The organism is Vibrio mexicanus (assembly GCF_001012815.1).
Lineage (GTDB): Bacteria > Pseudomonadota > Gammaproteobacteria > Enterobacterales > Vibrionaceae > Vibrio > Vibrio mexicanus.
The window spans coordinates 19,657-40,597 of sequence record NZ_JYJP01000053.1; the positions used below are offsets into that span (position 1 = coordinate 19,657).

The following is a 20,941-nucleotide window of genomic DNA, read 5'->3' on the forward strand; positions in this document are numbered from 1 at the left end:
GAGAGAAGCAATGAGTGAAGCCCACGTTTATCCGGTAAAAGAAAATATTAAAGCAACGACCCATGCGGATAATGACACTTACCTATCCATGTACCAACAATCTGTTTCTGATCCAGAAGGTTTCTGGGCAGAGCACGGTAAGATCGTTGATTGGATCAAACCGTTTACTCAAGTAAAAAGCACTTCTTTTGACACTGGCCACGTAGACATTCGCTGGTTCGAAGATGGCACACTTAACGTGTCAGCTAACTGTATCGACCGTCACCTTGCTGAGCGTGGCGATGAAGTCGCTATCATCTGGGAAGGCGACGATCCTGCAGACGACAAAACATTAACCTTTAACGAGCTGCACAAAGAAGTGTGTCTTTTCTCTAACGCGCTAAAAGAGCAAGGCGTTAAGAAAGGCGACGTTGTGTGTCTATACATGCCGATGGTACCTGAAGCTGCCGTTGCAATGCTGGCTTGTACACGTATTGGCGCTGTCCATACGGTGGTATTTGGTGGATTCTCTCCAGAAGCACTATCGGGTCGTATCATCGATTCAGATTCAAAAATCGTTGTGACTGCTGACGAAGGGGTTCGCGGTGGCCGCTCAGTTCCTCTTAAAAAGAACGTTGATGAAGCACTGACGAATCCAGAAGTGAAGACCATCGAAAAAGTGATCGTATTCAAACGCACTGGCGGTGATATCGATTGGCACGAGCATCGCGACGTTTGGTGGCATGAAGCAACGGCGAACGTGTCTGCAGACTGTCCACCGGAAGAGATGAAAGCAGAAGATCCACTATTCATTCTGTATACGTCTGGCTCAACCGGTAAACCAAAAGGTGTTCTACACACCACAGGTGGTTACCTTGTTTACGCAACCATGACCTTCAAGTACGTATTCGATTACCAAGAAGGTGAAACCTTCTGGTGTACCGCTGATGTGGGTTGGATTACTGGTCACACTTACCTAATCTACGGTCCACTGGCAAACGGCGCGAAAACCATCCTATTTGAAGGTGTGCCAAACTATCCGAATACAAGCCGTATGAGTGAAGTGGTCGACAAGCACCAAGTTAACATTCTTTATACTGCTCCAACCGCTATTCGAGCACTGATGGCAAAAGGCACAGAAGCTGTAGACGGCACAAGCCGATCGAGCCTGCGTGTAATGGGTTCGGTCGGTGAGCCAATCAACCCAGAAGCTTGGGAGTGGTACTACAAGACCATCGGTAACGAGAAGTCACCTATCGTGGATACTTGGTGGCAGACAGAAACTGGTGGTATCTTGATTGCTCCACTACCAGGTGCGACAGATCTAAAACCTGGCTCAGCAACGCGCCCATTCTTCGGTGTTCAACCTGCGCTGGTTGATAACATGGGTAACATCATCGAAGAAACAGCAGCAGAGGTAACCTTGTTATTCTCGATTCATGCCAGGCCAAATGCGTACCGTTTACGGCGACCACGAGCGTTTCGAGCAGACTTACTTCTCAACGTTTAAAGGCATGTACTTCACCAGTGACGGTGCTCGTCGCGACGAAGATGGCTACTACTGGATCACAGGTCGTGTCGATGACGTACTGAACGTGTCAGGCCACCGTATGGGTACTGCAGAAGTCGAGTCAGCACTGGTTGCTCACCATAAGATTGCAGAAGCTGCGATTGTGGGTATTCCACACGACATCAAAGGCCAAGCAATTTATGCCTACATCACGCTCAATGATGGCGAGTTCCCATCAGCAGAACTGCATAAAGAGGTGAAAGACTGGGTTCGTAAAGAGATTGGCCCAATCGCAACGCCAGATGTCCTGCACTGGACAGACTCACTACCGAAGACACGCTCAGGCAAGATCATGCGCCGTATCCTACGTAAGATCGCAACGGGTGATACCAGTAACCTAGGTGATACTTCAACACTTGCCGATCCAAGCGTTGTTGATAAGCTGATTGCAGAGAAAGCTGAACTGGCTTAATACCACCAGCAAAACTCAATATTTCAAAGGCCTAGCGTAATGCTAGGCCTTTTTCTTTCCCCACTCAGTTCCTACCAAGCTAACTTCTACGGTGACTTTAACTAGCGTTTGCTCACCAACAGTGAAAAGCGCAGCGTACGTCTCAAATTAACCACTATTAATATATGGTTACTCTTAATAGTGTTACCTCGGTTACAAAAATGCTCGACTACAATAGGAGATTAGACCAGTAAATTGCTGCTAAATGCGCTGAATTAGCTATAATCTTGGGCAATTTGCTAATTTTGACTCACTTTCTACAAAAAGAGGATGATAAAAAGGCAAGATTATGGGAGTGTTTAGATTCTTTTCACGATACAGGAAGATAACTGCACAATGTCAGCAAAGTCACGCATTCTAGTCCTAAATGGACCAAATCTTAACCTGTTAGGGTTAAGGGAGCCTGCCCATTATGGGTCTTTGTCGCTCAAGCAGATTGTTGAAAACCTTATCAAACAGGCGGCAGAGCTGAATGTTGAATTAGAACATCTGCAGTCCAATCGCGAGTATGAGCTCATTGAAGCCATACATGCAGCGCATGAAAAAATCGACTTCATAATCATTAACCCAGCAGCGTTTACTCACACCAGTGTTGCACTGCGTGACGCGCTACTTGGCGTTAACATCCCATTTATTGAGGTGCACCTATCCAATGTGCATGCTCGCGAACCTTTCCGTCACCACTCCTACCTGTCTGATAAAGCACAAGGTGTGATTTGTGGTTTAGGCGCACAAGGCTATAAATTCGCTCTGTCGGCAGCCGTTAAACAACTGCAGGCAAAGTAACGCTATTACTTTAAAGTAACGAAACACTCTACAGCCAAATAAGCTGTCTTATTTCACAAGAGAAAGAGAATCAAAACATGGATATCCGTAAAATCAAAAAGCTGATCGAGTTAGTTGAAGAGTCTGGCATTGCTGAGCTAGAAATCTCTGAAGGTGAAGAGTCAGTACGCATCAGCCGCAGCGGCACAGCTGCACCGGTAGCACCTGTTCAATACGCAGCGGCACCTGCTCCAGCAGCAGCGCCAGCTCCTGCGGCGGCACCAGCAGCAGCTCCGGCAGCGGAAGAAGCGGCACCAGCAGTTTCTGGTCACCAAGTTCTTTCTCCAATGGTTGGTACTTTCTACAGCGCACCAAGCCCAGATGCGAAGCCATTCGTAAAAGTAGGCCAGAAAGTTAGCGCTGGCGATACACTATGTATCGTTGAAGCGATGAAGATGATGAACCAAATCGAAGCTGACAAGTCAGGCGTTGTTACAGCTATCCTAGTAGAAGATGGCCAACCAGTTGAGTTCGACCAGCCACTTGTTGTAATCGAATAATAGAGGCTCTCTCATGCTAGATAAATTAGTCATCGCGAACCGAGGTGAAATTGCACTTCGTATCCTTCGCGCATGTAAAGAACTCGGAATTAAGACGGTTGCGGTTCACTCAACCGCTGACCGCGATCTTAAGCACGTACTATTAGCCGATGAAGCTATTTGTATCGGTCCTGCTCGTGGTATCGATAGCTACCTAAACATTCCTCGCATTATTTCTGCTGCAGAAGTAACGGGCGCGGTAGCGATTCACCCAGGTTACGGTTTCCTATCTGAAAACGCTGACTTTGCTGAGCAAGTTGAGCGCAGCGGTTTCATCTTTGTTGGCCCGAAAGCAGAAACAATCCGCATGATGGGTGACAAAGTTTCAGCTATCAATGCAATGAAGAAAGCGGGCGTTCCTTGTGTACCAGGTTCTGATGGTCCACTGGACGACGATGAACAGAAGAACAAAGCGCACGCGAAGCGTATCGGCTACCCAGTTATCATCAAAGCATCAGGTGGTGGCGGCGGTCGTGGTATGCGTGTGGTTCGCTCTGAAGCTGAACTGGTTGAAGCTATCGCCATGACTCGCGCAGAAGCAAAAGCGGCATTCAACAACGACATGGTTTACATGGAGAAATTCCTAGAAAACCCACGTCACGTAGAAGTTCAAGTGATTGCTGACGGACAAGGCAATGCTATCCACCTAGGTGAGCGCGACTGTTCTATGCAGCGTCGTCACCAGAAGGTTGTGGAAGAAGCACCGGCTCCAGGTATCACTGAAGAGATGCGTAAGTACATCGGTGAACGCTGTACTCGAGCATGTATCGAGATTGGTTACCGCGGCGCAGGTACGTTCGAATTCCTATACGAAAACGGCGAGTTCTACTTCATCGAAATGAACACGCGTATTCAGGTTGAGCACCCTGTGACTGAAATGGTGACTGGCGTTGACCTAATCAAAGAGCAGCTTCGTGTTGCTGCAGGTCAGCCTCTGTCTTACACGCAAGACCAAATCAAGATCCGTGGCCACGCTATCGAATGTCGTATTAACGCAGAAGACCCTGAGCGCTTCCTACCTTCACCGGGTAAGATCGAACGTTTCCACGCGCCAGGCGGCATGGGCGTTCGTTGGGAATCTCACATCTATACAGGCTACACAGTGCCACCACACTACGATTCAATGGTTGGTAAGCTGATCACTTTCGGTGAAAGCCGCGACGTAGCCATCGCTCGTATGAAAAACGCGCTAGGCGAAATGATTGTAGAAGGCATCAAGACTAACGTTTCTCTTCAAGAGAGCATTATGAATGATGAGAACTTCCAGCACGGTGGTGCGAACATCCACTACCTTGAGAAAAAGCTAGGTCTTCAATAAGAGAACCTGTTTCTTTTACTTTCAAAATGCTCACTTCGGTGAGCATTTTTGTTTTTGGTTAAAAGTTAAGCTCAAAGTCGCAAGCAACTTCTGCTACACTTTGCGCCAAATCACATAACCCTAATTAAGAGCAGATACTCATGCCTTGGATTCAAATCAAACTCAACGCAACCAATGCTAATGCAGAGCAAATTGGTGACATGCTTATGGAAGAGACAGGTGCTCTGTCTATCACCTTCCTAGATGCCCATGACACGCCTGTATTCGAGCCTCTTCCGGGAGAGACTCGCCTTTGGGGTGATACTGATATTCTCGCACTGTACGACGCAGAGGCGGACACTGGCTTTATTCTAGAGCAAATCAAACTCAGCAATCTGCTGAGCGCAGATTTTGCTTACAAGGTCGAGCAACTTGAAGACAAAGACTGGGAACGCGAGTGGATGGATAACTTCCACCCAATGAAGTTCGGTAAAAGATTGTGGATCTGCCCTAGCTGGCGTGAAGTGCCAGAGCCAGACGCCGTCAATGTCATGCTGGATCCTGGTCTTGCCTTTGGTACTGGCACCCACCCAACGACCGCACTTTGCCTAGAGTGGCTAGAAGGCCTCGATCTTAGCGGTAAAACCGTTATCGACTTCGGTTGTGGTTCAGGCATTCTAGCGATCGCCGCGATCAAACTTGGCGCAGAGAAAGTCATCGGGATCGACATTGATCCTCAAGCTCTACTCGCTTCGAAAGATAACGCTGAGCGCAATGGCGTTGCAGAGCAGCTTGAAGTATTCCTGCCACAAGACCAACCAGAAGGCCTAATCGCTGACGTGGTTGTGGCGAACATCTTAGCGGGCCCACTGCGCGACCTATCGGGCATCATTAAAGGTCTTGTTAAGCCAAATGGTGTACTGGCGATGTCTGGTGTTCTTGACACTCAAGCTGAAGATGTTGCGAATTACTACCGTGATGAGATGCATATTGAGCCGATTAAAGAGCTTAATGAGTGGTGTCGCATCTCAGGACAAAAGCAAGACTAGCAAAGACTTAGCGCGCTAATTGATTGATTTTTAATCATTTCACAAAAACAAATTGTAAATGCTCAAATATTAGTCTTTTCACGCAGCAAAAAAATGCGTAAAATGCGCGCCCTTGCTAGTACATAAGCTGTGAAGACGTTTTGAAAATCGGAAACTACCAACTTAAGAACAATCTCATCGTTGCGCCCATGGCTGGTGTTACCGATAGACCATTTCGCGAGTTGTGTCTTCGATATGGTGCGGGAATGGCCGTCAGTGAAATGATGTCGTCGAACCCAAAAACCTGGAATACGTCCAAATCTAAACAACGCATGGTACATGAAGGCGAATCGGGCATTCGCTCTGTACAGATTGCAGGTTCGGATCCACAGCTTATGGCTGAAGCTGCTCAATTCAATGTTGCAAACGGTGCGCAAATCATCGATATCAACATGGGTTGCCCAGCTAAGAAAGTGAACAAGAAACTGGCTGGCTCTGCACTGCTTCAATACCCAGAAATCATCAAAGATATTCTGACCGCGGTAGTGAATGCAGTCGATGTCCCTGTGACATTGAAGACTCGAACTGGCTGGGACACAGAAAACAAAAACTGTGTTTACATCGCTAAACTCGCCGAAGACTGCGGCATACAGGCACTTGCTCTACACGGTAGAACCAAAGCTTGCATGTACAAAGGAGAGGCAGAATACGACAGCATTAAAGCGGTAAAACAAGCGATCTCTATTCCGGTTATTGCTAATGGTGATATCGATAGCCCAGAGAAAGCGAAATATGTACTGGATTACACCGGTGCAGACGCTTTGATGATTGGACGCCCCGCCCAAGGTCGTCCTTGGATTTTCCAGGAAATCCAACACTATTTGGAAAACGGCACCACAATGGATGAGCTTCCTTACCAGGAAGTGAAAGACATTTTGCTTGGTCATGTTGACGCACTCCATCATTTCTATGGGGAGTTCTTAGGGCCACGAATCGCGCGAAAGCACGTGGTTGGTATCTAAAAGAGCATGAGCAAGCGAGTGAGTTTCGCCGTACCTTTAACGCCATCGAGACAGCACCGCTGCAACTTGAAGCGTTGAACGGTTATTTTGAAAACGTTGCATCATAATATTAAGAGAAGAGCTAGACCGAATATGTTCGAACAAAATCTGACTTCAGAAGCTTTAACAGTAACTACAGTAACTTCACAAGACCAAATCACGCAGAAGCCATTGCGTGACTCCGTTAAAGCATCTCTTAAAAACTACTTGGCTCAATTAAACGGCCAAGAAGTAACAGAACTATATGAGCTAGTTCTAGCTGAAGTTGAACAGCCACTACTAGACACCATCATGCAGTACACTCGCGGTAACCAAACTCGCGCAGCAACTATGATGGGTATCAACCGCGGTACTCTTCGCAAGAAGCTTAAAAAATACGGCATGAACTAATCAAAGTTCACCATTAAAAATTTGAAACCGCGTGCCTTTATGCACGCGGTTTTTTTTCATCTTTATTTAAACCTGCATGTTGCTCTAATTCCTGGGACAACTGCTTCTCGACCAAACTTGTCGCAACAGAGTTAAACAACTGGATTAGGTTTTCCCTTTGCTGGTTACTGGCCGCTTTCAGTGCAGGAAGCAAAGCATTCAACCTTTGGTGTCTGCGCCGATTGAACTTAGCGAAATCCGAACTCCCAGTTTCGGCCCATTGACTGCGTAACTGGAACACAGCGTGCGTCTTGGCAAAAAAGGTAAACGGAATTCTTGGGCTATTGCTCTTTTTTTCATACTGTCGATAAGTAGCGTCAGAAATGTCTAACAACTCTGATGCTTTTTCTTGTGAAAGTTGCAAATGTTGTCGAATCAGCTTCATGTTCTGCGCGACTCGAACATAGTAGTGAGAATCAATATCTACAAGGGCTTGTCTGATGTTAGGGCTCGGCTCATCTTCAATGATGTCATCAGGGTCGAGACCAACCATCTCATAGCTTAACAGCAGTAATGAGCGAAAGGCCGTATCACTGGCATGAGAAACCGTACAGTAATAAGGTGCGCTATCCCAACAGGCGTTGTAATCCATTAAATACGGTGCAAATTGAGTGTCGAGTAACAGCAAAACGCTTGGTGCTCCTGTAATAATCGACCACCTCGCAACCGCATGCATTTTTACTATTTCAGACCCTTTCTCGTATTTTCGGTACTGAGCTAAAGATACACCGAAAGCACTCGCCATCCACTGCTGCTTCATCCCCGTCGCCTTTCGATATCGAACTAAGTTAGCCCCCAACTGGTGACCCACTTTGGAAATGTCAAAATTCAATTTTGTTGGTGGCGAAAGCGTTGTGACTTTTTCAAAGCAAAAATAATCCAATGTGAGAGTCCTTAGTTAACTTCTTCGAATAAAGGAGACTAGGCAGGGTCCGAAAGCCCGCTCATTTCTATATAAAGTGGTCCCGCATGGCAAAGCATAAGCCTTGAGCTTGCGGCGAAACTCTCACCCACCACACCTTAAGTGAAGAGTGTTACGTAAAAAACCGAGCACATTTCAATTCAAAAACGACTAGGTTTCTGCCTGTTCTCCGACCTCAGTGGGGATTAGGATCTTGCGAGATTTAAATAATAACAACGTCAGTAAACTAGGTTTATATAAATGGAACTTTCTTTCGAACAAGCCCAAAACATCCAATCAATCATCGATTACCCTCTCGAAACGAACACCGGCATGGTCGATGACTTAACTGCACAGCAAAAACAGTTTCTCGAAGACAATGGCTATGTCGTAATTGAGAATGTTATTGATCCGCAGCAGTGTTCGAATTCGATTCAAGCCATATGCGACTTTTTAGAGGTTTCGCTGTCTGACCCGTCAACTTGGTACAAAGACAAACCTCTAAACTCGATAGGTTTAGTCCCTCTCCATCAGCATCCAGCGTTCTGGGATGTACGCCAAAACCCAAAGCTTTATTCAGCGTTTTCACGTTTACTCGATGAGACCAACCTTTGGGTTACGATGGATAGAGCCTCTTTCCGCCCACCATGTCGCTATGACTTACCTACATATGGAAATGACGAGAACCCTATCCACTGGGACTACGACTTTCGCAAAAAATCTCAAAGCCTCTATCAAGGTCTGATCTACCTTTCTGATACTAATAAACAGCAAGGTGCCTTCTCATGCGTTCCAAGTGTTTACCAACAAATCAAAGCAGGAACGTTCGAGCATATGGATAGCCTTGATCAATTCCATTCCAAAGGCCTGTTTCTTAAAGATGTTATGCCCTTCTCTAAAGACGATATTGTAGCGGTTGACGCCCCTGCTGGAAGTCTCATCGTTTGGGATGCGAGATTGCCTCACGGATGTGTCAGCAATCATTACCATCAACCTCGATTCGTTCAATTCGTTAGCATGTTCAAAGCAGAGGACCAAGAATCAGTGCCAGTAGAAATCATTCAAGATAGACATGAACGAGTCGAGTGTTTCCAAACCATGAGAGCGCCTGAGTGTCATCGAAACCTCAGAGGTCAAGTCGATCCAGAGCCTTACGATCAGCCAAAGCTTACTGCACTTGGACGTAAGCTCGTCGGCATTAACTCTTGGTAAACAGCACGAAAATGAAAAGTAAATCTCACAGGAAGAAGCCATGACAGAGAAAAACATCGCACAGAGAACAGAGACTGAAGCCATAAATATGGGCTTGTTCGCTATAACTTGGCCTATCTTTCTGGAGGTTTTACTGACTTATCTAATCAATTTCACTGACATTCTTTTCCTCAATCAGGTATCCGAGCAATCTTCAGCAGCCATTGGAACCTTGATGCCCATCATCGTTATTCCGATAGTGATTTTACATTCTCTCTCTATTGGCACGACTGGTGTGTTAGGCCAGATGTTGGGGGCACAATTGCATTCTGGTCTCTCGAAAAACTATCTCTATACTGTCGTTTTTAACTTCGCAATTGGCTTAGTTGTGATGCTCGTTTACTTAGTCGGCCACCAGCACATTGGAAGTTGGATGGGGCTCGATGGAGGCATGAACGCCTTAACCAGTGCTTATCTAGTTATTTTTGCCCCCGCTTTACTAATTAAAGCTGTTCAAATTGGCTATGGGTGTATCCTTAATATTAACGGTTGGACTCGTCTTAACATGTATTCAACCATGCTCGCGAATGGATTAAACATCACACTCAACAGTTATTTTCTTTTTGGTCGAAAGGACTTTGGTCTATCTGGAGTGGAGTGCGTCGCCCTCGCATCAGCAATCTCCTACTTATTAGGTCTTGTTGTTGTGATGTACTTTGTTCATATAAAGAAAGGTGTGAAGTTTGACTTCAGTGGCAGTAGAAGCGATGCGACCACTTACTTAAAACAAACACTAAAAATTGGTATTCCGGCGACAATGGAGCCAATGTCTTATGAGCTGAACCGCTTCTTCATTACCATCACCGTTATTTCTCTCGGTGCGCTAGCTATTTCAACTCGCATTTACACGCTCAACTTAATACTTATTCCTGTTATATATTCTCAAGCGATTGGTGTAGGTAATCGAATATTGGTCTCTCATCTACTGGGAGCAAAACAACATCGACGAATTGAACGACAAATTAAGCAAAGTATCTTACTGAGCACCACTGGTAGCGCAGCAATGTTGTTTGCTATCTGGCTAGGTTCAGACTATGCCTTTCAGCTCTTCACACAGAACCAAGAAATTCTGGCACTCGGCGCTACATTACTCGCAATAGATTTTCTTAGGCATCCTGCTGGTGCTATCAATATGGTCGTCGTGAATAGCTTGGTTGTATCTGGCGACGCTAAATATCCCGTGACTCTCTCAATTCTAAGTATGTGGCTGTTTTGCCTACCTTTAGTTTATTTCCTGAGTATTACTCTCGGTTGGGGGCTTATTGGTGTTTGGTTGGCACTCCTACTTGATGAGTACTTGCGTTGTGCTGTCTGCCTAATCCGCTGGCGAGGGGGCGCTTGGAAAGATTCTTCCCCAGTATTAGCCTAAACGAAGCTGATAAAAACTATCATTTTCTATTTCATAAAGAGCCAAACTATCGGTTTGGCCCTATTGAAATCATACTCAAGCAAACTATCTACATATCGAATAGTTACTATTTTTTTCTATTCGCTTTCCTTACGTATTATTCCCTCAACGCTTAAGGCGTTATCGCAATAGCAAACCAACTGACGATATCTGTATCGCATATATCGATTGAAGCTAACTCTTAACTTACCAGTGTCTGCAAAAAGCCAGGCTTGGTAATACAACAAAGTAGGAATAACATCATGAAAGCACTATCAATCTTTTTTCTAGGACTAACAATGGCATTTGGCGCAGCAGCGGCTGGAACAGGTCAAGCGGGTCCACTAGTAGACTGCCAAATGAAAGATGGCTCTAACCAACATATGCCTGTGACAATGTGTGTACACCAAGGCGGCATGCAAAAGTAATAGATTAAAACAAGGATACGTTGAAAATTAGCATACAAGTTCCACACCAAAACAAAATATAAAATCCGAGCCTAAACCGTTCGGATTTTTTTGTTCCTAACATTTTGTTGCGCAAAAGTTAACCAAGGTGTGAAGCATATGATTGCACCATATTGACAACCCTATATAATAATCAGTTCAGCTAACATTTAGGTCACCTATATGATTGATATGCAACGAGAAGAATGGTTGTCTCTGGTCCTCAGAGAGCTGCCTGATCGCCACCATATCATCACAGCTTCTGGTAACGTTTATACCGACTGCAATACCCAATATGTGACAACTTTACAGGCCATTCTGCCCACCAGCATCGCCGAACAGATTCTCAAGTTGGCTGATCACGCTTTAGCATCACAACAAGCTCAATCCTTAACTTACTCTGTAACTTCCTGCCAACAGCTACAGCGCTCTATTGAAGAGCTCGATGAGTTGAGTCTTGAGGGCGAATCTTGGTTTAAGAGTACCCTTAAACCGATTCAAGGCCCATCCGGTGAAAAAGTCGTTATTTGGCAAGAAAGCGACATTACTAAAGAGTACTTTTATCAACAGGAACTGAAGCGACTGTCTGAGACAGATGAGTTAACTGGTACCCTTAATAGGCGTGCATTTCTGATTGAGCTTGAAGAGACACTCAAATCCTCTTCTTCGCCAGCAAGCTGCCTGATGGTCGATATCGATCACTTCAAAGAGATCAATGACCAAGTCGGGCACCTATCGGGAGACAGCGTCATTGTTCATGTGGCAAAGCTGTGTATGGATACCCTGCCAAGTAACAGCATCATTGGCCGTCTAGGCGGGGAAGAGTTCTGTATTCTGGTGAAGGGTGCCAGCGCAATAGAAACCTATGAACTAGCGGAAAGCGTCAGAGAAGCCATTTCACATACCCCATGCAAAGTGGATGAACACATTGTGTATCCGACGGTGAGTATTGGTATCTCAGAAAAAAGCGGAGCAAGCACCACCGCGAGATCGATGTTAATTGAAGCTGACAAAGCCATGTACTATTCAAAGCAGACTGGTCGAGATCAAGTAACCATCTATTACCCTAATCTGCCGGAAGTCAGTGTCAATACGAACTTAAACGTGCGCATCCTAAGAGCATCTTAAATCTCTATCAATTTGAGCAACAACCTTCGTCACTCTTTTCGCTGGCTAATGCCCCCAATATAGAGCAATGACTGGCATCGTCTTCAACATCACCGCAGCACGCATCGTTAATTTTTCTCAACGCTACCTGTATTCGGCTAAGCTCTCTTATTTTCTCTTCAATCAATACAAGCTTTGCCGTCGTAATGGCTTTCACTTCAGCACAACTGTGTTCGGTCGCCTCTAGCCTTATTTCCAACAACTCTCGAATTTCTTCTAGCGTTAAGCCCAGTGATTTGGCCTTGAGGATGAAGCTCACCTGCTTTTGATTCTCTTCACTGTAAAGACGATATCCTGACTCGCTTCGACCAGCGGGTTGAATTAGCTGGTTCTTTTCATAAAAACGCAAGGTATCGGTCGAGACTGCGCACCTTTTCGCCAATTCGCCTATCTGAAACATAACTTTCCTTATTAACTATCTCGTTACTTTTTAAGCTAAAGACCGAATTTTTTGCAATTATTTTGCGATGCCAAACGATTGCGCGAGCTTTTTTGTAATAAATTAGTTAGAATGTGCGCCATCAAATTTTGGAGACTTTTTCTCGCAAGAGCATCAAAGGTCTTTACCAAAGCTGGCCAATATTTTACTACTTTCATGATAGGAATGAGTAAAAACAAGTTCGACTTTGGCAAATATCTTTATTTTTAACTCCGTGAATTTGAGGAAGATGGAAGCATGAATAACGCTCGCCCTATTCGCCGCGCTCTGATCAGCGTATCAGACAAAACTGGTATTGTAGAGTTTGCACAAGGTCTTGCTGACCGTGGTGTTGATATCCTTTCAACTGGTGGTACTGCGCGTCTACTGGCTGAAAAAGGCATCTCTGTAACTGAAGTCTCTGACTACACTGGCTTCCCAGAAATGATGGACGGTCGTGTTAAGACTCTCCACCCTAAAGTTCACGGTGGCGTTCTAGGCCGTCGCGGCCAAGACGATGACGTGATGGAAAAGCACGGCATCAACCCTATCGATATGGTTGTCGTTAACCTATACCCATTCGCAGAAACAGTCGCGAAAGAAGGCTGTACACTGGCTGACGCTGTTGAGAACATCGATATCGGTGGTCCAACAATGGTTCGTTCTGCTGCGAAAAACCACAAAGACGTAACTATCGTTGTAAATGCACACGACTACGACCGTGTTATTGCTGAAATGGACGCTAACGAGAAATCTCTTACCCTAGAAACTCGTTTTGACCTAGCTATCGCTGCATTTGAGCACACTGCGTCATACGACGGCATGATTGCTAACTACTTCGGCACTATGGTTCCTTCTTACGGTGAGAACAAAGAGGGTGATGAGGAATCTAAATTCCCACGTACTTTCAATCAACAGTTCGAGAAGAAACAAGACATGCGCTACGGTGAGAACAGCCACCAAGCAGCCGCTTTCTATGTAGAAGCAAATCCAGAAGAAGCGTCTGTTTCAACAGCGCGTCAAATCCAAGGTAAAGCACTTTCTTACAACAATATTGCGGATACAGACGCAGCGCTTGAGTGTGTGAAAGAGTTCGACGAGCCAGCATGTGTGATCGTTAAGCACGCTAACCCATGTGGCGTTGCTCTAGGCAGCAACATCCTTGAAGCGTATGACCGTGCATACAAAACCGACCCGACATCAGCGTTTGGTGGCATCATCGCATTCAACCAAGAACTAGATGCTGCAACAGCGTCTGCTATCGTTGAGCGTCAGTTCGTAGAAGTGATCATTGCACCATCAGTGTCTGCTGAAGCGGTAGAAGTGGTTGCAGCGAAGAAGAACGTTCGCCTACTAGAGTGTGGCGAATGGACAACGAAGACGACTGGCTTCGATGTTAAGCGCGTGAATGGCGGCCTACTGGTTCAAGACCGTGACCAAGGTATGGTAACCCTAGACGACCTTAAAGTAGTTTCTAAGCGTCAACCAACAGAAGAAGAGCTAAAAGATGCCCTATTCTGCTGGAAAGTAGCTAAATACGTGAAATCAAACGCGATTGTTTACTCAAAAGGTGACATGACAATCGGTGTGGGCGCAGGCCAAATGAGCCGTGTTTACTCTGCGAAGATCGCTGGCATCAAAGCAGCAGACGAAGGCCTACAAGTTGAAGGTTGTGTAATGGCATCTGACGCATTCTTCCCATTCCGTGATGGTATTGATGCAGCTGCAGAAGCGGGTATTAAGTGTGTGATTCAGCCAGGTGGCTCTATGCGTGATGACGAAGTTATTGCTGCAGCAGATGAGCACGGTATGGCGATGATCTTTACGGGTATGCGTCACTTCCGCCACTAATCAACTCTGATTAGTTTCTCCGAGATTTCAATCGCCTTTCTATTGGGAAGGCGATTTTTCAAAAGATTTTAAGGACAGATAAATGAACATTCTTATTATTGGTGCCGGCGGTCGTGAGCACGCATTAGGCTGGAAAGCAGCACAAAACCCAAACGTTGAGACGGTATTCGTTGCACCAGGTAACGCAGGTACAGCACTTGAGCCAAAGCTTGAGAACGTAAACATTGGCGTTGAAGCAATCTCTGAGTTGGTTGCTTTCGCTCAAGAGAAAAAAATCGAGCTAACAATTGTTGGCCCTGAAGCTCCGCTAGTAATCGGTGTTGTGGATGCGTTCCGTGAAGCAGGCCTACCAATCTTTGGGCCAACAGAAGCAGCGGCCCAGCTAGAAGGCTCTAAAGCCTTCACTAAAGACTTCCTAGCTCGTCATGCTATCCCAACTGGCGCTTACGCGAACTTCACTGAAATTGACCCTGCTATCGCTTATGTTCGCGAGCAAGGCGCACCAATCGTAGTTAAGGCTGACGGCCTAGCAGCTGGTAAAGGCGTTATCGTTGCTATGACGCTAGAAGAAGCGGAAGACGCCATCAAAGATATGCTTGCAGGCAACGCATTCGGTGAAGCAGGCAGCCGCGTAGTAATTGAAGAGTTCCTAGACGGCGAAGAAGCGAGCTTTATCGTAATGGTAGACGGCGAAAACGTTCTGCCTATGGCAACTAGCCAAGACCACAAGCGTGTTGGTGACAAAGATACAGGTCCAAACACGGGTGGTATGGGCGCTTACTCGCCAGCTCCAGTTGTAACAACTGAAATCCACAACCGCATCATGGATGAGGTTATCTACCCAACTGTTCGTGGTATGGCAGCAGAGGGTAACCCATACACAGGTTTCCTATACGCAGGTCTTATGATCGACAAAGATGGCACACCTAAAGTCATCGAGTACAACTGCCGATTTGGTGATCCAGAAACTCAGCCAATCATGATGCGTATGGAGTCTGATCTCGTGGAGCTTTGTCTGGCAGCTATCGATGAGAAGCTAGACCAAGTAGAGTCTAAGTGGGATCCACGCGCTTCTATCGGTGTTGTACTGGCAGCAGGCGGTTACCCTGCGTCTTACAACAAAGGCGACGTAATCTCAGTCTACCAACGACAGAAGTTGAAGGCGAGAAAGTCTTCCACGCAGGTACTGCTGAAAAAGACGGCAACGTAACAACCAACGGCGGTCGCGTTCTGTGTGCAACGGCTCTGGGTAACAGCGTATCAGAAGCGCAAGCACGTGCTTACGAACTCGCTAAACAGATTAGCTGGGAAGGTATGTTCCATCGTAACGACATTGGTTACCGTGCCATTGCTCGTGAGCAAGAGAAGTAATTCTCACTAGAAAACATAATAAAAGTAAAAGGCGCTCATTGAGCGCCTTTTCTATGTTTGGTTGCTAATATTGAAAACTCACCATGAGTAACTAGTAAGTTATTCGCTGAGTAGTTCTGGACGACTAATGCATTCATGGTCTTCATCTGCAAGCATAAGCAATTCTTCCACCTGCAGACGATTCAATCTAGAGCGTCCAAGAAACGCCACATAACTATCGATAGTTGATAAGCGATTGATTACAAAGCTTGGCAGCGTCTGGTTGAACTCGACACTGTCGTAAACGCGCCCTGAACATGTCTCGAATGTAGAGCCATCCCAAATACCTTGAATCAGTTCGTAATTCGAGCTGTCACTCTCTTTAGTCGAATCAATCACGGATTGAGCTTCAGCCAAGTAACGATTCAATGATTCTTGGTTGATCGGCAACACTTTCCCATCCAGTCGGTAACGCTGATAGATTGCTTGCCCATCTTTATTGAAACGAACATGAACTCGATAAGGGACCAAGCCATCGTCGCCAAGTTGCTCGCCTTCTCTGATTAGCTCTCTGACGCTACCTTCGCTCCACCGATAGTCAGTTTTATACCAGCCATAGTCCCCTGCTGTTACATAATCTGCACCAGAGCTAGGTTGTGAAAGGCGTTCGGTATACCAGAACAAGCTAGTCGCATCACCGGCGATATGACCGCCCGAATACTCGGTGAACTGTTCTAAGTTTGGCGAGGGAACGGATGACGAGCATCCAATGAGCAAAGAGGTAATGAGAGAAGTGAGTAAAAGTTTTTTCATAAATAGAATCTACGCGAGATAAATTGCTTACCTCGCGTAGTGTAAATTATTTCACTGAATCTTTCAGTGCTTTACCTGCTACGAATGCAGGTACGTTAGCTGCTGCGATTTGGATCTCGTCACCAGTTTTTGGGTTACGGCCAGTACGAGCTGCACGGTGGTTTACTTTGAATGTACCAAAACCAATTAGTTGAACTTGGTCGCCGTCTTTAAGAGCATCAGTAACGCCGCCAAGAGTAGCTTCAAGAGCAGCTTTAGCTTGTGCTTTAGAAAGGTCTGCTTTTTCTGCAATAAAGTCGATTAATTGGGTCTTGTTCATTAGGTTTCCCTTCTCATAGGTTATCGAATTCAACTCACTCTAAATCATAAATGCCCCATCTGGCAAAGGTTTGTCGTCAATCTTTGGCTTTCATGACGGACTTTTAACCATAATATGAGCATTAACTCACAAATTGTTCAGCTAAATACTTCACTCTCGACTTGTAAACAGTCATTAAGACCCCAAGTTAATGACTACTGATAGTAGTGCAAACCTGTTCGTTCTTACTGTCAGCAATACTTTTTTAACCAAGTTTGCCCTGCTCAGGTCTGTCATAAATAGGAGAAAATCACTCCGTTTTACGGCAAAATGCAGAGAGAAAATGATGGTTTAACTACATAGGAACATTATGTTGCTGCTTACTGTATACGTCTCTATTTCTATTGGCGTATCGTTTATATGTTCGGTTTTGGAAGCTGTACTACTGAGCATTACCCCTAGCTACCTCGCTCAACTTCGCCAGCAAGGTCACCCTTCGGCAGAGAGACTAACCAAGCTGAAATCAGATATCGACCGCCACTTGCGTCGATTTTAACTCTTAATACGATTGCTCATACTATCGGTGCGGCTAGTGCCGGTGCGCAAGCCTCCGTCGTTTTTGGTAGCCAATGGCTAGGCGTTTTCTCTGCAGTTCTGACTCTGGGTATCCTAGTTTTATCTGAGATCGTGCCTAAGACGATTGGTGCAACCTACTGGCGTCAGCTCGCACCGCTAGCCGCTGCAACACTTCGTTGGATGGTATGGGCATTAACACCATTCGTTTGGTTTTCTGAACAAATTACTAAGCGTCTATCAAGAGGTGGGGAGACGCCAAAAATGCGCGATGAGCTCTCAGCAATGGCGATTTTGGCAAAAGAGAGCGGTGAGTTTGCGGCAGGTGAGTCTAAGATGCTGAGTAACTTACTCGGCCTGCAGGACATTCCTGTGACTCAAGTCATGACACCAAGACCGGTGCTGTTTCGTGTAGAGGCGGAGTCGACCATCGATGAATTCCTAACTGAACACAAGGATACGCCTTTCTCAAGGCCGTTAGTGTTTAGCCAATCCAAAGATAACATCATAGGTTTTGTTCATCGATTAGAGCTATTCAGGCTTCAGCAAGCTGGCTCTGGGCAAAAACAACTTGGAGCGGTAATGCGCCCAGTTCACGTCATGCTCAACACCCTAACACTACCAAAAGCTTTTGATCAGATGATGAAGAATCGTCTTCAGCTTGCAATGGTCGTCGATGAATATGGTACCGTTCAGGGCATTCTGACTTTAGAAGATATCTTCGAGCATCTTCTAGGCGAGGAGATTGTTGATGAAGCCGACAAAACGACCGACATGCAACAACTGGCGTTTGAGCGCTGGGAGAAATGGAAAAAGATCCACGGCGTGATAGAGAGTCGAGACGACGAATAGAAAAGTAAAAGGGAGCACTAAGCTCCCTTTTCAATTCGACGTGTGCCGTAAATTATGGCAGGTAGAAAATCAGATAGAAATACCAATGTTGCTCACGGCTTCTTCGCGCAACTCGAATCTTAGGTCTTTGATCAGCTCGATATCTCTACCTGTTGCTTCGCGCAGAGGTCTAAAAATCGCCCATTGAACGTCCCACTCTTCGCAAACTGCTTCGTTTTCTTTCTGGTTTTCGTTGGTAATTTCAACGCCTGTTTGTGCTTCTTCAAGCTGAGCAACCGTCATTACTGATTGTTGGCTGACCTCTTGCATGCTTTCAAACAGGCCCTCACGATCCAATAAACCATGCAACAACGAAGAAAGACCGACACAAGCGTCAATCGCTGGATAAACGCCGTAGAAATCAAAATCTTCAGAGCTCGGGATGATCTCTTCGAGCTTTTCTAATTGGCGTTCAAAGTTCACCTTCGCAGTTTTAACCGTCAACTGCTCCCAGATACTATCTAGAATATCTCGGTAGATTCTCGCTTCAGCAAATTCTGTATTCTCACAAAACATGGCATAGTTAGGGTACATACGCTCACACAAGCAAGCCATAAAGGTAATTTGTTGCCAAGGTTCGAATTTCTCGAGTCTGACCTGAAGAGGATTCTGTAACATAGTAGTTTTATCGTTGCGGAAAAAGACAGCGGCAGTTTACTTGATAAACAAGATGGAAAAAAGCAAGCTGATGGATAATTTCACCGATAAACTCTATATTCTTACCGAACGAGACGAAGACTACATCAAGGCTCTTCACAACCACACTCTAGACGGACTGGAGTTAACGCAAACTCGCAGCGAAGCGAATATCGTTCTTGCTTCCCCACCACTAATTAAAGAGAGTCTAGACGATTTTTCTCAACTTGAGTGGCTACAATCAGCCTATGCTGGGATCGATGCGTTAACGAGTCAGGATCTTAGACGCGATTATCAGTTAACCAATGTACGTGGCATCTTTGGTCAGCAAATTGCAGAGTACGTGTTAGGTTACTCCATTTCTCACTATCGTCATTTTGCGCTCTATAGCAAACAACAAAAAAAGCAATCTTGGACAGCTCATCAATACCAATCTCTCAATGAGAAAACCATGGTTGTTCTAGGCTGTGGGTCTATAGGAAGTTTTCTCGCGCTCAAAGCCAGTCAGATGGGTATGACGGTCATTGGGATCAATAGTACTGGGATTCCTAAAAAGGACTCCCCTTTTGATCAGGTCTATCATATACAGGAGCTTCAGTCGGCTTTTGAACAGGCAGATATTGTCGTCAATACACTACCGCATACAGAACAAACGAAACATATCTTGAACGATAAAACGCTTTCTTACTGCAGCAATGCACTACTGTTTAATGTAGGGCGAGGTAGCGCAATAGAAGAAGGTGGTTTACTGGACGCTTTAGATTCTGGGTCAATAATCCATGCTTTTCTCGATGTATTCGATCTAGAACCTCTTAAAGCTAATCATATCTATTGGAATCACGACGGAATCACTGTTACGCCGCACATTGCTGCCAGCAGTTTTCCGCATCAAGTCATTGAGCAGTTTGTAGAAAACTACGGTAGATGGCGTGATGGTTTCTCTCTACAAAATGTTATCGACTTAGGCAAAGGATATTAAGGAGTGAAGAAGCTACTAGAGTCAGTACGGCAGTGTCAGCTATGCAAAGACGAGCTTCCTCTTGAACCAAAGCCCATTATCCAAGCAAGCAGAAAATCAAAGCTACTGATTATAGGACAAGCGCCTGGTCTGAAAGCACATGACACGAATAAGCCGTGGAATGACCCAAGTGGTGTAAGGCTAAGAAAGTGGTTAGGTATTGACGACGAGTACTTCTATAATCCCGATCTGGTAGCGATCGTTCCGATTGGGTTGTGTTATCCGGGTAGAGCCGCAAGCGGCGATAAGCCACCAAGTAAGGTATGCGCACCAACTTGGCATTCTAAAGTCTTAAACGAACTAGAGAACGTACAGCTCACCTTATTAATTGGTGATAACGCTCAGCGATACTACCTGAAAGACAAACCTAGTACGCTAACGGAAACCGTAGCCAACTGGAGACAATGGGCACCAACCTATTTACCTATTCCTCACCCATCACCAAGAAATGCCATTTGGCTAAAACGAAACCCTTGGTTTGAACAAGACACCTTGCCATATATTCAATTACACGTTCAGAAGGTCCTTAGTTAAGGGAATCTAGTTCGCGACTTAGCGCCCACGTTTGAATATGACATGGCTTAAAAGCAAAAAGCCCTGCTATGTTTAGCAGGGCTTGTTATAAGCGGTCGGATCTGAGGCTTCGATTTGTATTGTCGAAAACGACGAAAGCCTAGTCATCAGACTAGGCTTTCTAATAAATGGCGGAGTGGCTGGGCTGGCATTCCAGCGGGACTCTTTCGACCGAAGGGCGAATACAAG

Annotated in this window: 17 protein-coding genes and 4 pseudogenes; 16 read left to right on the forward strand and 5 right to left on the reverse strand. The window is 45.6% G+C overall.

The window, feature by feature from the left end; all coding sequences use genetic code 11:
• Nucleotides 1-10: 10 nt before the first annotated feature.
• The 7 genes and pseudogenes from acs to fis all read left to right on the forward strand — a co-directional run bounded on the left by acs (nucleotide 11) and on the right by fis (nucleotide 7,140).
• A pseudogene (gene acs / locus UA76_RS08140) lies at nucleotides 11-1,961 on the forward strand (acetate--CoA ligase).
• Between the two features lie 375 nt (nucleotides 1,962-2,336).
• Complete coding sequence (gene aroQ, locus UA76_RS08145; protein ID WP_047044782.1) at nucleotides 2,337-2,786, forward strand: type II 3-dehydroquinate dehydratase; 450 nt, start codon at nucleotides 2,337-2,339, stop codon at nucleotides 2,784-2,786.
• Between the two features lie 77 nt (nucleotides 2,787-2,863).
• Nucleotides 2,864-3,325, forward strand: coding sequence for an acetyl-CoA carboxylase biotin carboxyl carrier protein (gene accB / locus UA76_RS08150; protein ID WP_047044785.1), 462 nt, complete (start codon nucleotides 2,864-2,866; stop codon nucleotides 3,323-3,325).
• Nucleotides 3,326-3,338: 13 nt separating this feature from the next.
• A complete protein-coding gene (gene accC / locus UA76_RS08155) occupies nucleotides 3,339-4,682 on the forward strand; it encodes an acetyl-CoA carboxylase biotin carboxylase subunit (RefSeq protein ID WP_047044788.1) in 1,344 nt (447 codons plus the stop codon).
• 140 nt (nucleotides 4,683-4,822) lie between these two features.
• On the forward strand, nucleotides 4,823-5,710 hold the full coding sequence (prmA, locus tag UA76_RS08160; RefSeq protein WP_047044791.1) for a 50S ribosomal protein L11 methyltransferase: 888 nt from the start codon (nucleotides 4,823-4,825) through the stop codon (nucleotides 5,708-5,710).
• Between the two features lie 140 nt (nucleotides 5,711-5,850).
• Nucleotides 5,851-6,818, forward strand: a pseudogene (gene dusB / locus UA76_RS08165) (tRNA dihydrouridine synthase DusB).
• A 25-nt stretch (nucleotides 6,819-6,843) separates the two neighbouring features.
• Entirely contained in the window at nucleotides 6,844-7,140 is a 297-nt protein-coding gene (fis, locus tag UA76_RS08170; RefSeq protein ID WP_000462885.1) for a DNA-binding transcriptional regulator Fis, read from the forward strand.
• A gap of 37 nt (nucleotides 7,141-7,177) precedes the next feature.
• Here the strand turns inward: fis and UA76_RS08175 are convergent, their stop codons facing one another.
• Nucleotides 7,178-8,062, reverse strand: a complete 885-nt coding sequence (locus UA76_RS08175) for a helix-turn-helix domain-containing protein (RefSeq protein WP_075202554.1) — start codon at nucleotides 8,060-8,062, stop codon at nucleotides 7,178-7,180.
• A gap of 279 nt (nucleotides 8,063-8,341) precedes the next feature.
• Between UA76_RS08175 and UA76_RS08180 the strand changes: the two genes are divergently transcribed.
• The 4 genes from UA76_RS08180 to UA76_RS08190 all read left to right on the forward strand — a co-directional run bounded on the left by UA76_RS08180 (nucleotide 8,342) and on the right by UA76_RS08190 (nucleotide 12,292).
• Nucleotides 8,342-9,292 carry a phytanoyl-CoA dioxygenase family protein gene (locus UA76_RS08180; protein ID WP_238322221.1) on the forward strand — a complete coding sequence of 317 codons (951 nt, stop codon included), beginning with the start codon at nucleotides 8,342-8,344 and terminating at the stop codon, nucleotides 9,290-9,292.
• Nucleotides 9,293-9,332: 40 nt separating this feature from the next.
• Nucleotides 9,333-10,700, forward strand: coding sequence for an MATE family efflux transporter (locus UA76_RS08185; RefSeq protein ID WP_047044797.1), 1,368 nt, complete (start codon nucleotides 9,333-9,335; stop codon nucleotides 10,698-10,700).
• Between the two features lie 281 nt (nucleotides 10,701-10,981).
• Nucleotides 10,982-11,146, forward strand: coding sequence for a hypothetical protein (locus UA76_RS23660; RefSeq protein WP_157617604.1), 165 nt, complete (start codon nucleotides 10,982-10,984; stop codon nucleotides 11,144-11,146).
• A 201-nt stretch (nucleotides 11,147-11,347) separates the two neighbouring features.
• Nucleotides 11,348-12,292 carry a GGDEF domain-containing protein gene (locus UA76_RS08190; RefSeq protein WP_047044800.1) on the forward strand — a complete coding sequence of 315 codons (945 nt, stop codon included), beginning with the start codon at nucleotides 11,348-11,350 and terminating at the stop codon, nucleotides 12,290-12,292.
• Nucleotides 12,293-12,299: 7 nt separating this feature from the next.
• On the opposite strand, the gene zntR is transcribed toward UA76_RS08190, so the two are convergent.
• The gene (zntR, locus tag UA76_RS08195; protein ID WP_047044802.1) at nucleotides 12,300-12,731 is read right to left on the reverse strand and encodes a Zn(2+)-responsive transcriptional regulator; all 432 of its coding nucleotides are present in this window, start codon (nucleotides 12,729-12,731) and stop codon (nucleotides 12,300-12,302) included.
• 276 nt (nucleotides 12,732-13,007) lie between these two features.
• Between zntR and purH the strand changes: the two genes are divergently transcribed.
• Nucleotides 13,008-14,600, forward strand: coding sequence for a bifunctional phosphoribosylaminoimidazolecarboxamide formyltransferase/IMP cyclohydrolase (purH, locus tag UA76_RS08200; RefSeq protein WP_047044805.1), 1,593 nt, complete (start codon nucleotides 13,008-13,010; stop codon nucleotides 14,598-14,600).
• A gap of 82 nt (nucleotides 14,601-14,682) precedes the next feature.
• Nucleotides 14,683-15,971 (forward strand): annotated as a pseudogene (gene purD / locus UA76_RS08205) (phosphoribosylamine--glycine ligase).
• A 99-nt stretch (nucleotides 15,972-16,070) separates the two neighbouring features.
• Here purD and UA76_RS08210 read toward each other — a convergent pair.
• Together UA76_RS08210 and hupA are read right to left on the reverse strand one after the other, a co-directional pair.
• The gene (locus tag UA76_RS08210) at nucleotides 16,071-16,763 is read right to left on the reverse strand and encodes a DUF1481 domain-containing protein (protein ID WP_047044808.1); all 693 of its coding nucleotides are present in this window, start codon (nucleotides 16,761-16,763) and stop codon (nucleotides 16,071-16,073) included.
• A 46-nt stretch (nucleotides 16,764-16,809) separates the two neighbouring features.
• The gene (gene hupA, locus UA76_RS08215) at nucleotides 16,810-17,082 is read right to left on the reverse strand and encodes a nucleoid-associated protein HU-alpha (protein ID WP_004729753.1); all 273 of its coding nucleotides are present in this window, start codon (nucleotides 17,080-17,082) and stop codon (nucleotides 16,810-16,812) included.
• A 349-nt stretch (nucleotides 17,083-17,431) separates the two neighbouring features.
• Here hupA and UA76_RS08220 point away from each other — a divergent pair.
• Nucleotides 17,432-18,486: pseudogene (locus UA76_RS08220) on the forward strand (CNNM domain-containing protein).
• Between the two features lie 69 nt (nucleotides 18,487-18,555).
• Here UA76_RS08220 and UA76_RS08225 read toward each other — a convergent pair.
• Nucleotides 18,556-19,143 carry a YjaG family protein gene (locus UA76_RS08225; protein WP_047044813.1) on the reverse strand — a complete coding sequence of 196 codons (588 nt, stop codon included), beginning with the start codon at nucleotides 19,141-19,143 and terminating at the stop codon, nucleotides 18,556-18,558.
• Between the two features lie 70 nt (nucleotides 19,144-19,213).
• Between UA76_RS08225 and UA76_RS08230 the strand changes: the two genes are divergently transcribed.
• Together UA76_RS08230 and UA76_RS08235 are read left to right on the forward strand one after the other, a co-directional pair.
• On the forward strand, nucleotides 19,214-20,140 hold the full coding sequence (locus UA76_RS08230) for a D-2-hydroxyacid dehydrogenase (RefSeq protein ID WP_047044821.1): 927 nt from the start codon (nucleotides 19,214-19,216) through the stop codon (nucleotides 20,138-20,140).
• Between the two features lie 3 nt (nucleotides 20,141-20,143).
• Entirely contained in the window at nucleotides 20,144-20,713 is a 570-nt protein-coding gene (locus tag UA76_RS08235; protein ID WP_047044816.1) for a uracil-DNA glycosylase family protein, read from the forward strand.
• The last annotated feature ends 228 nt before the right edge of the window (nucleotides 20,714-20,941 follow it).

Coding starts and splice junctions, on each gene's coding strand:
- aroQ (WP_047044782.1), top strand. CDS start 2,337: ATGTCAGCAAAGTCACGCATTCTAGTCCTAAATGGACCAAATCTTAAC.
- accB (WP_047044785.1), top strand. CDS start 2,864: ATGGATATCCGTAAAATCAAAAAGCTGATCGAGTTAGTTGAAGAGTCT.
- accC (WP_047044788.1), top strand. CDS start 3,339: ATGCTAGATAAATTAGTCATCGCGAACCGAGGTGAAATTGCACTTCGT.
- prmA (WP_047044791.1), top strand. CDS start 4,823: ATGCCTTGGATTCAAATCAAACTCAACGCAACCAATGCTAATGCAGAG.
- fis (WP_000462885.1), top strand. CDS start 6,844: ATGTTCGAACAAAATCTGACTTCAGAAGCTTTAACAGTAACTACAGTA.
- UA76_RS08180 (WP_238322221.1), top strand. CDS start 8,342: ATGGAACTTTCTTTCGAACAAGCCCAAAACATCCAATCAATCATCGAT.
- UA76_RS08185 (WP_047044797.1), top strand. CDS start 9,333: ATGACAGAGAAAAACATCGCACAGAGAACAGAGACTGAAGCCATAAAT.
- UA76_RS23660 (WP_157617604.1), top strand. CDS start 10,982: ATGAAAGCACTATCAATCTTTTTTCTAGGACTAACAATGGCATTTGGC.
- UA76_RS08190 (WP_047044800.1), top strand. CDS start 11,348: ATGATTGATATGCAACGAGAAGAATGGTTGTCTCTGGTCCTCAGAGAG.
- zntR (WP_047044802.1), bottom strand. CDS start 12,731: ATGTTTCAGATAGGCGAATTGGCGAAAAGGTGCGCAGTCTCGACCGAT.
- purH (WP_047044805.1), top strand. CDS start 13,008: ATGAATAACGCTCGCCCTATTCGCCGCGCTCTGATCAGCGTATCAGAC.
- UA76_RS08210 (WP_047044808.1), bottom strand. CDS start 16,763: ATGAAAAAACTTTTACTCACTTCTCTCATTACCTCTTTGCTCATTGGA.
- hupA (WP_004729753.1), bottom strand. CDS start 17,082: ATGAACAAGACCCAATTAATCGACTTTATTGCAGAAAAAGCAGACCTT.
- UA76_RS08225 (WP_047044813.1), bottom strand. CDS start 19,143: ATGTTACAGAATCCTCTTCAGGTCAGACTCGAGAAATTCGAACCTTGG.
- UA76_RS08230 (WP_047044821.1), top strand. CDS start 19,214: ATGGATAATTTCACCGATAAACTCTATATTCTTACCGAACGAGACGAA.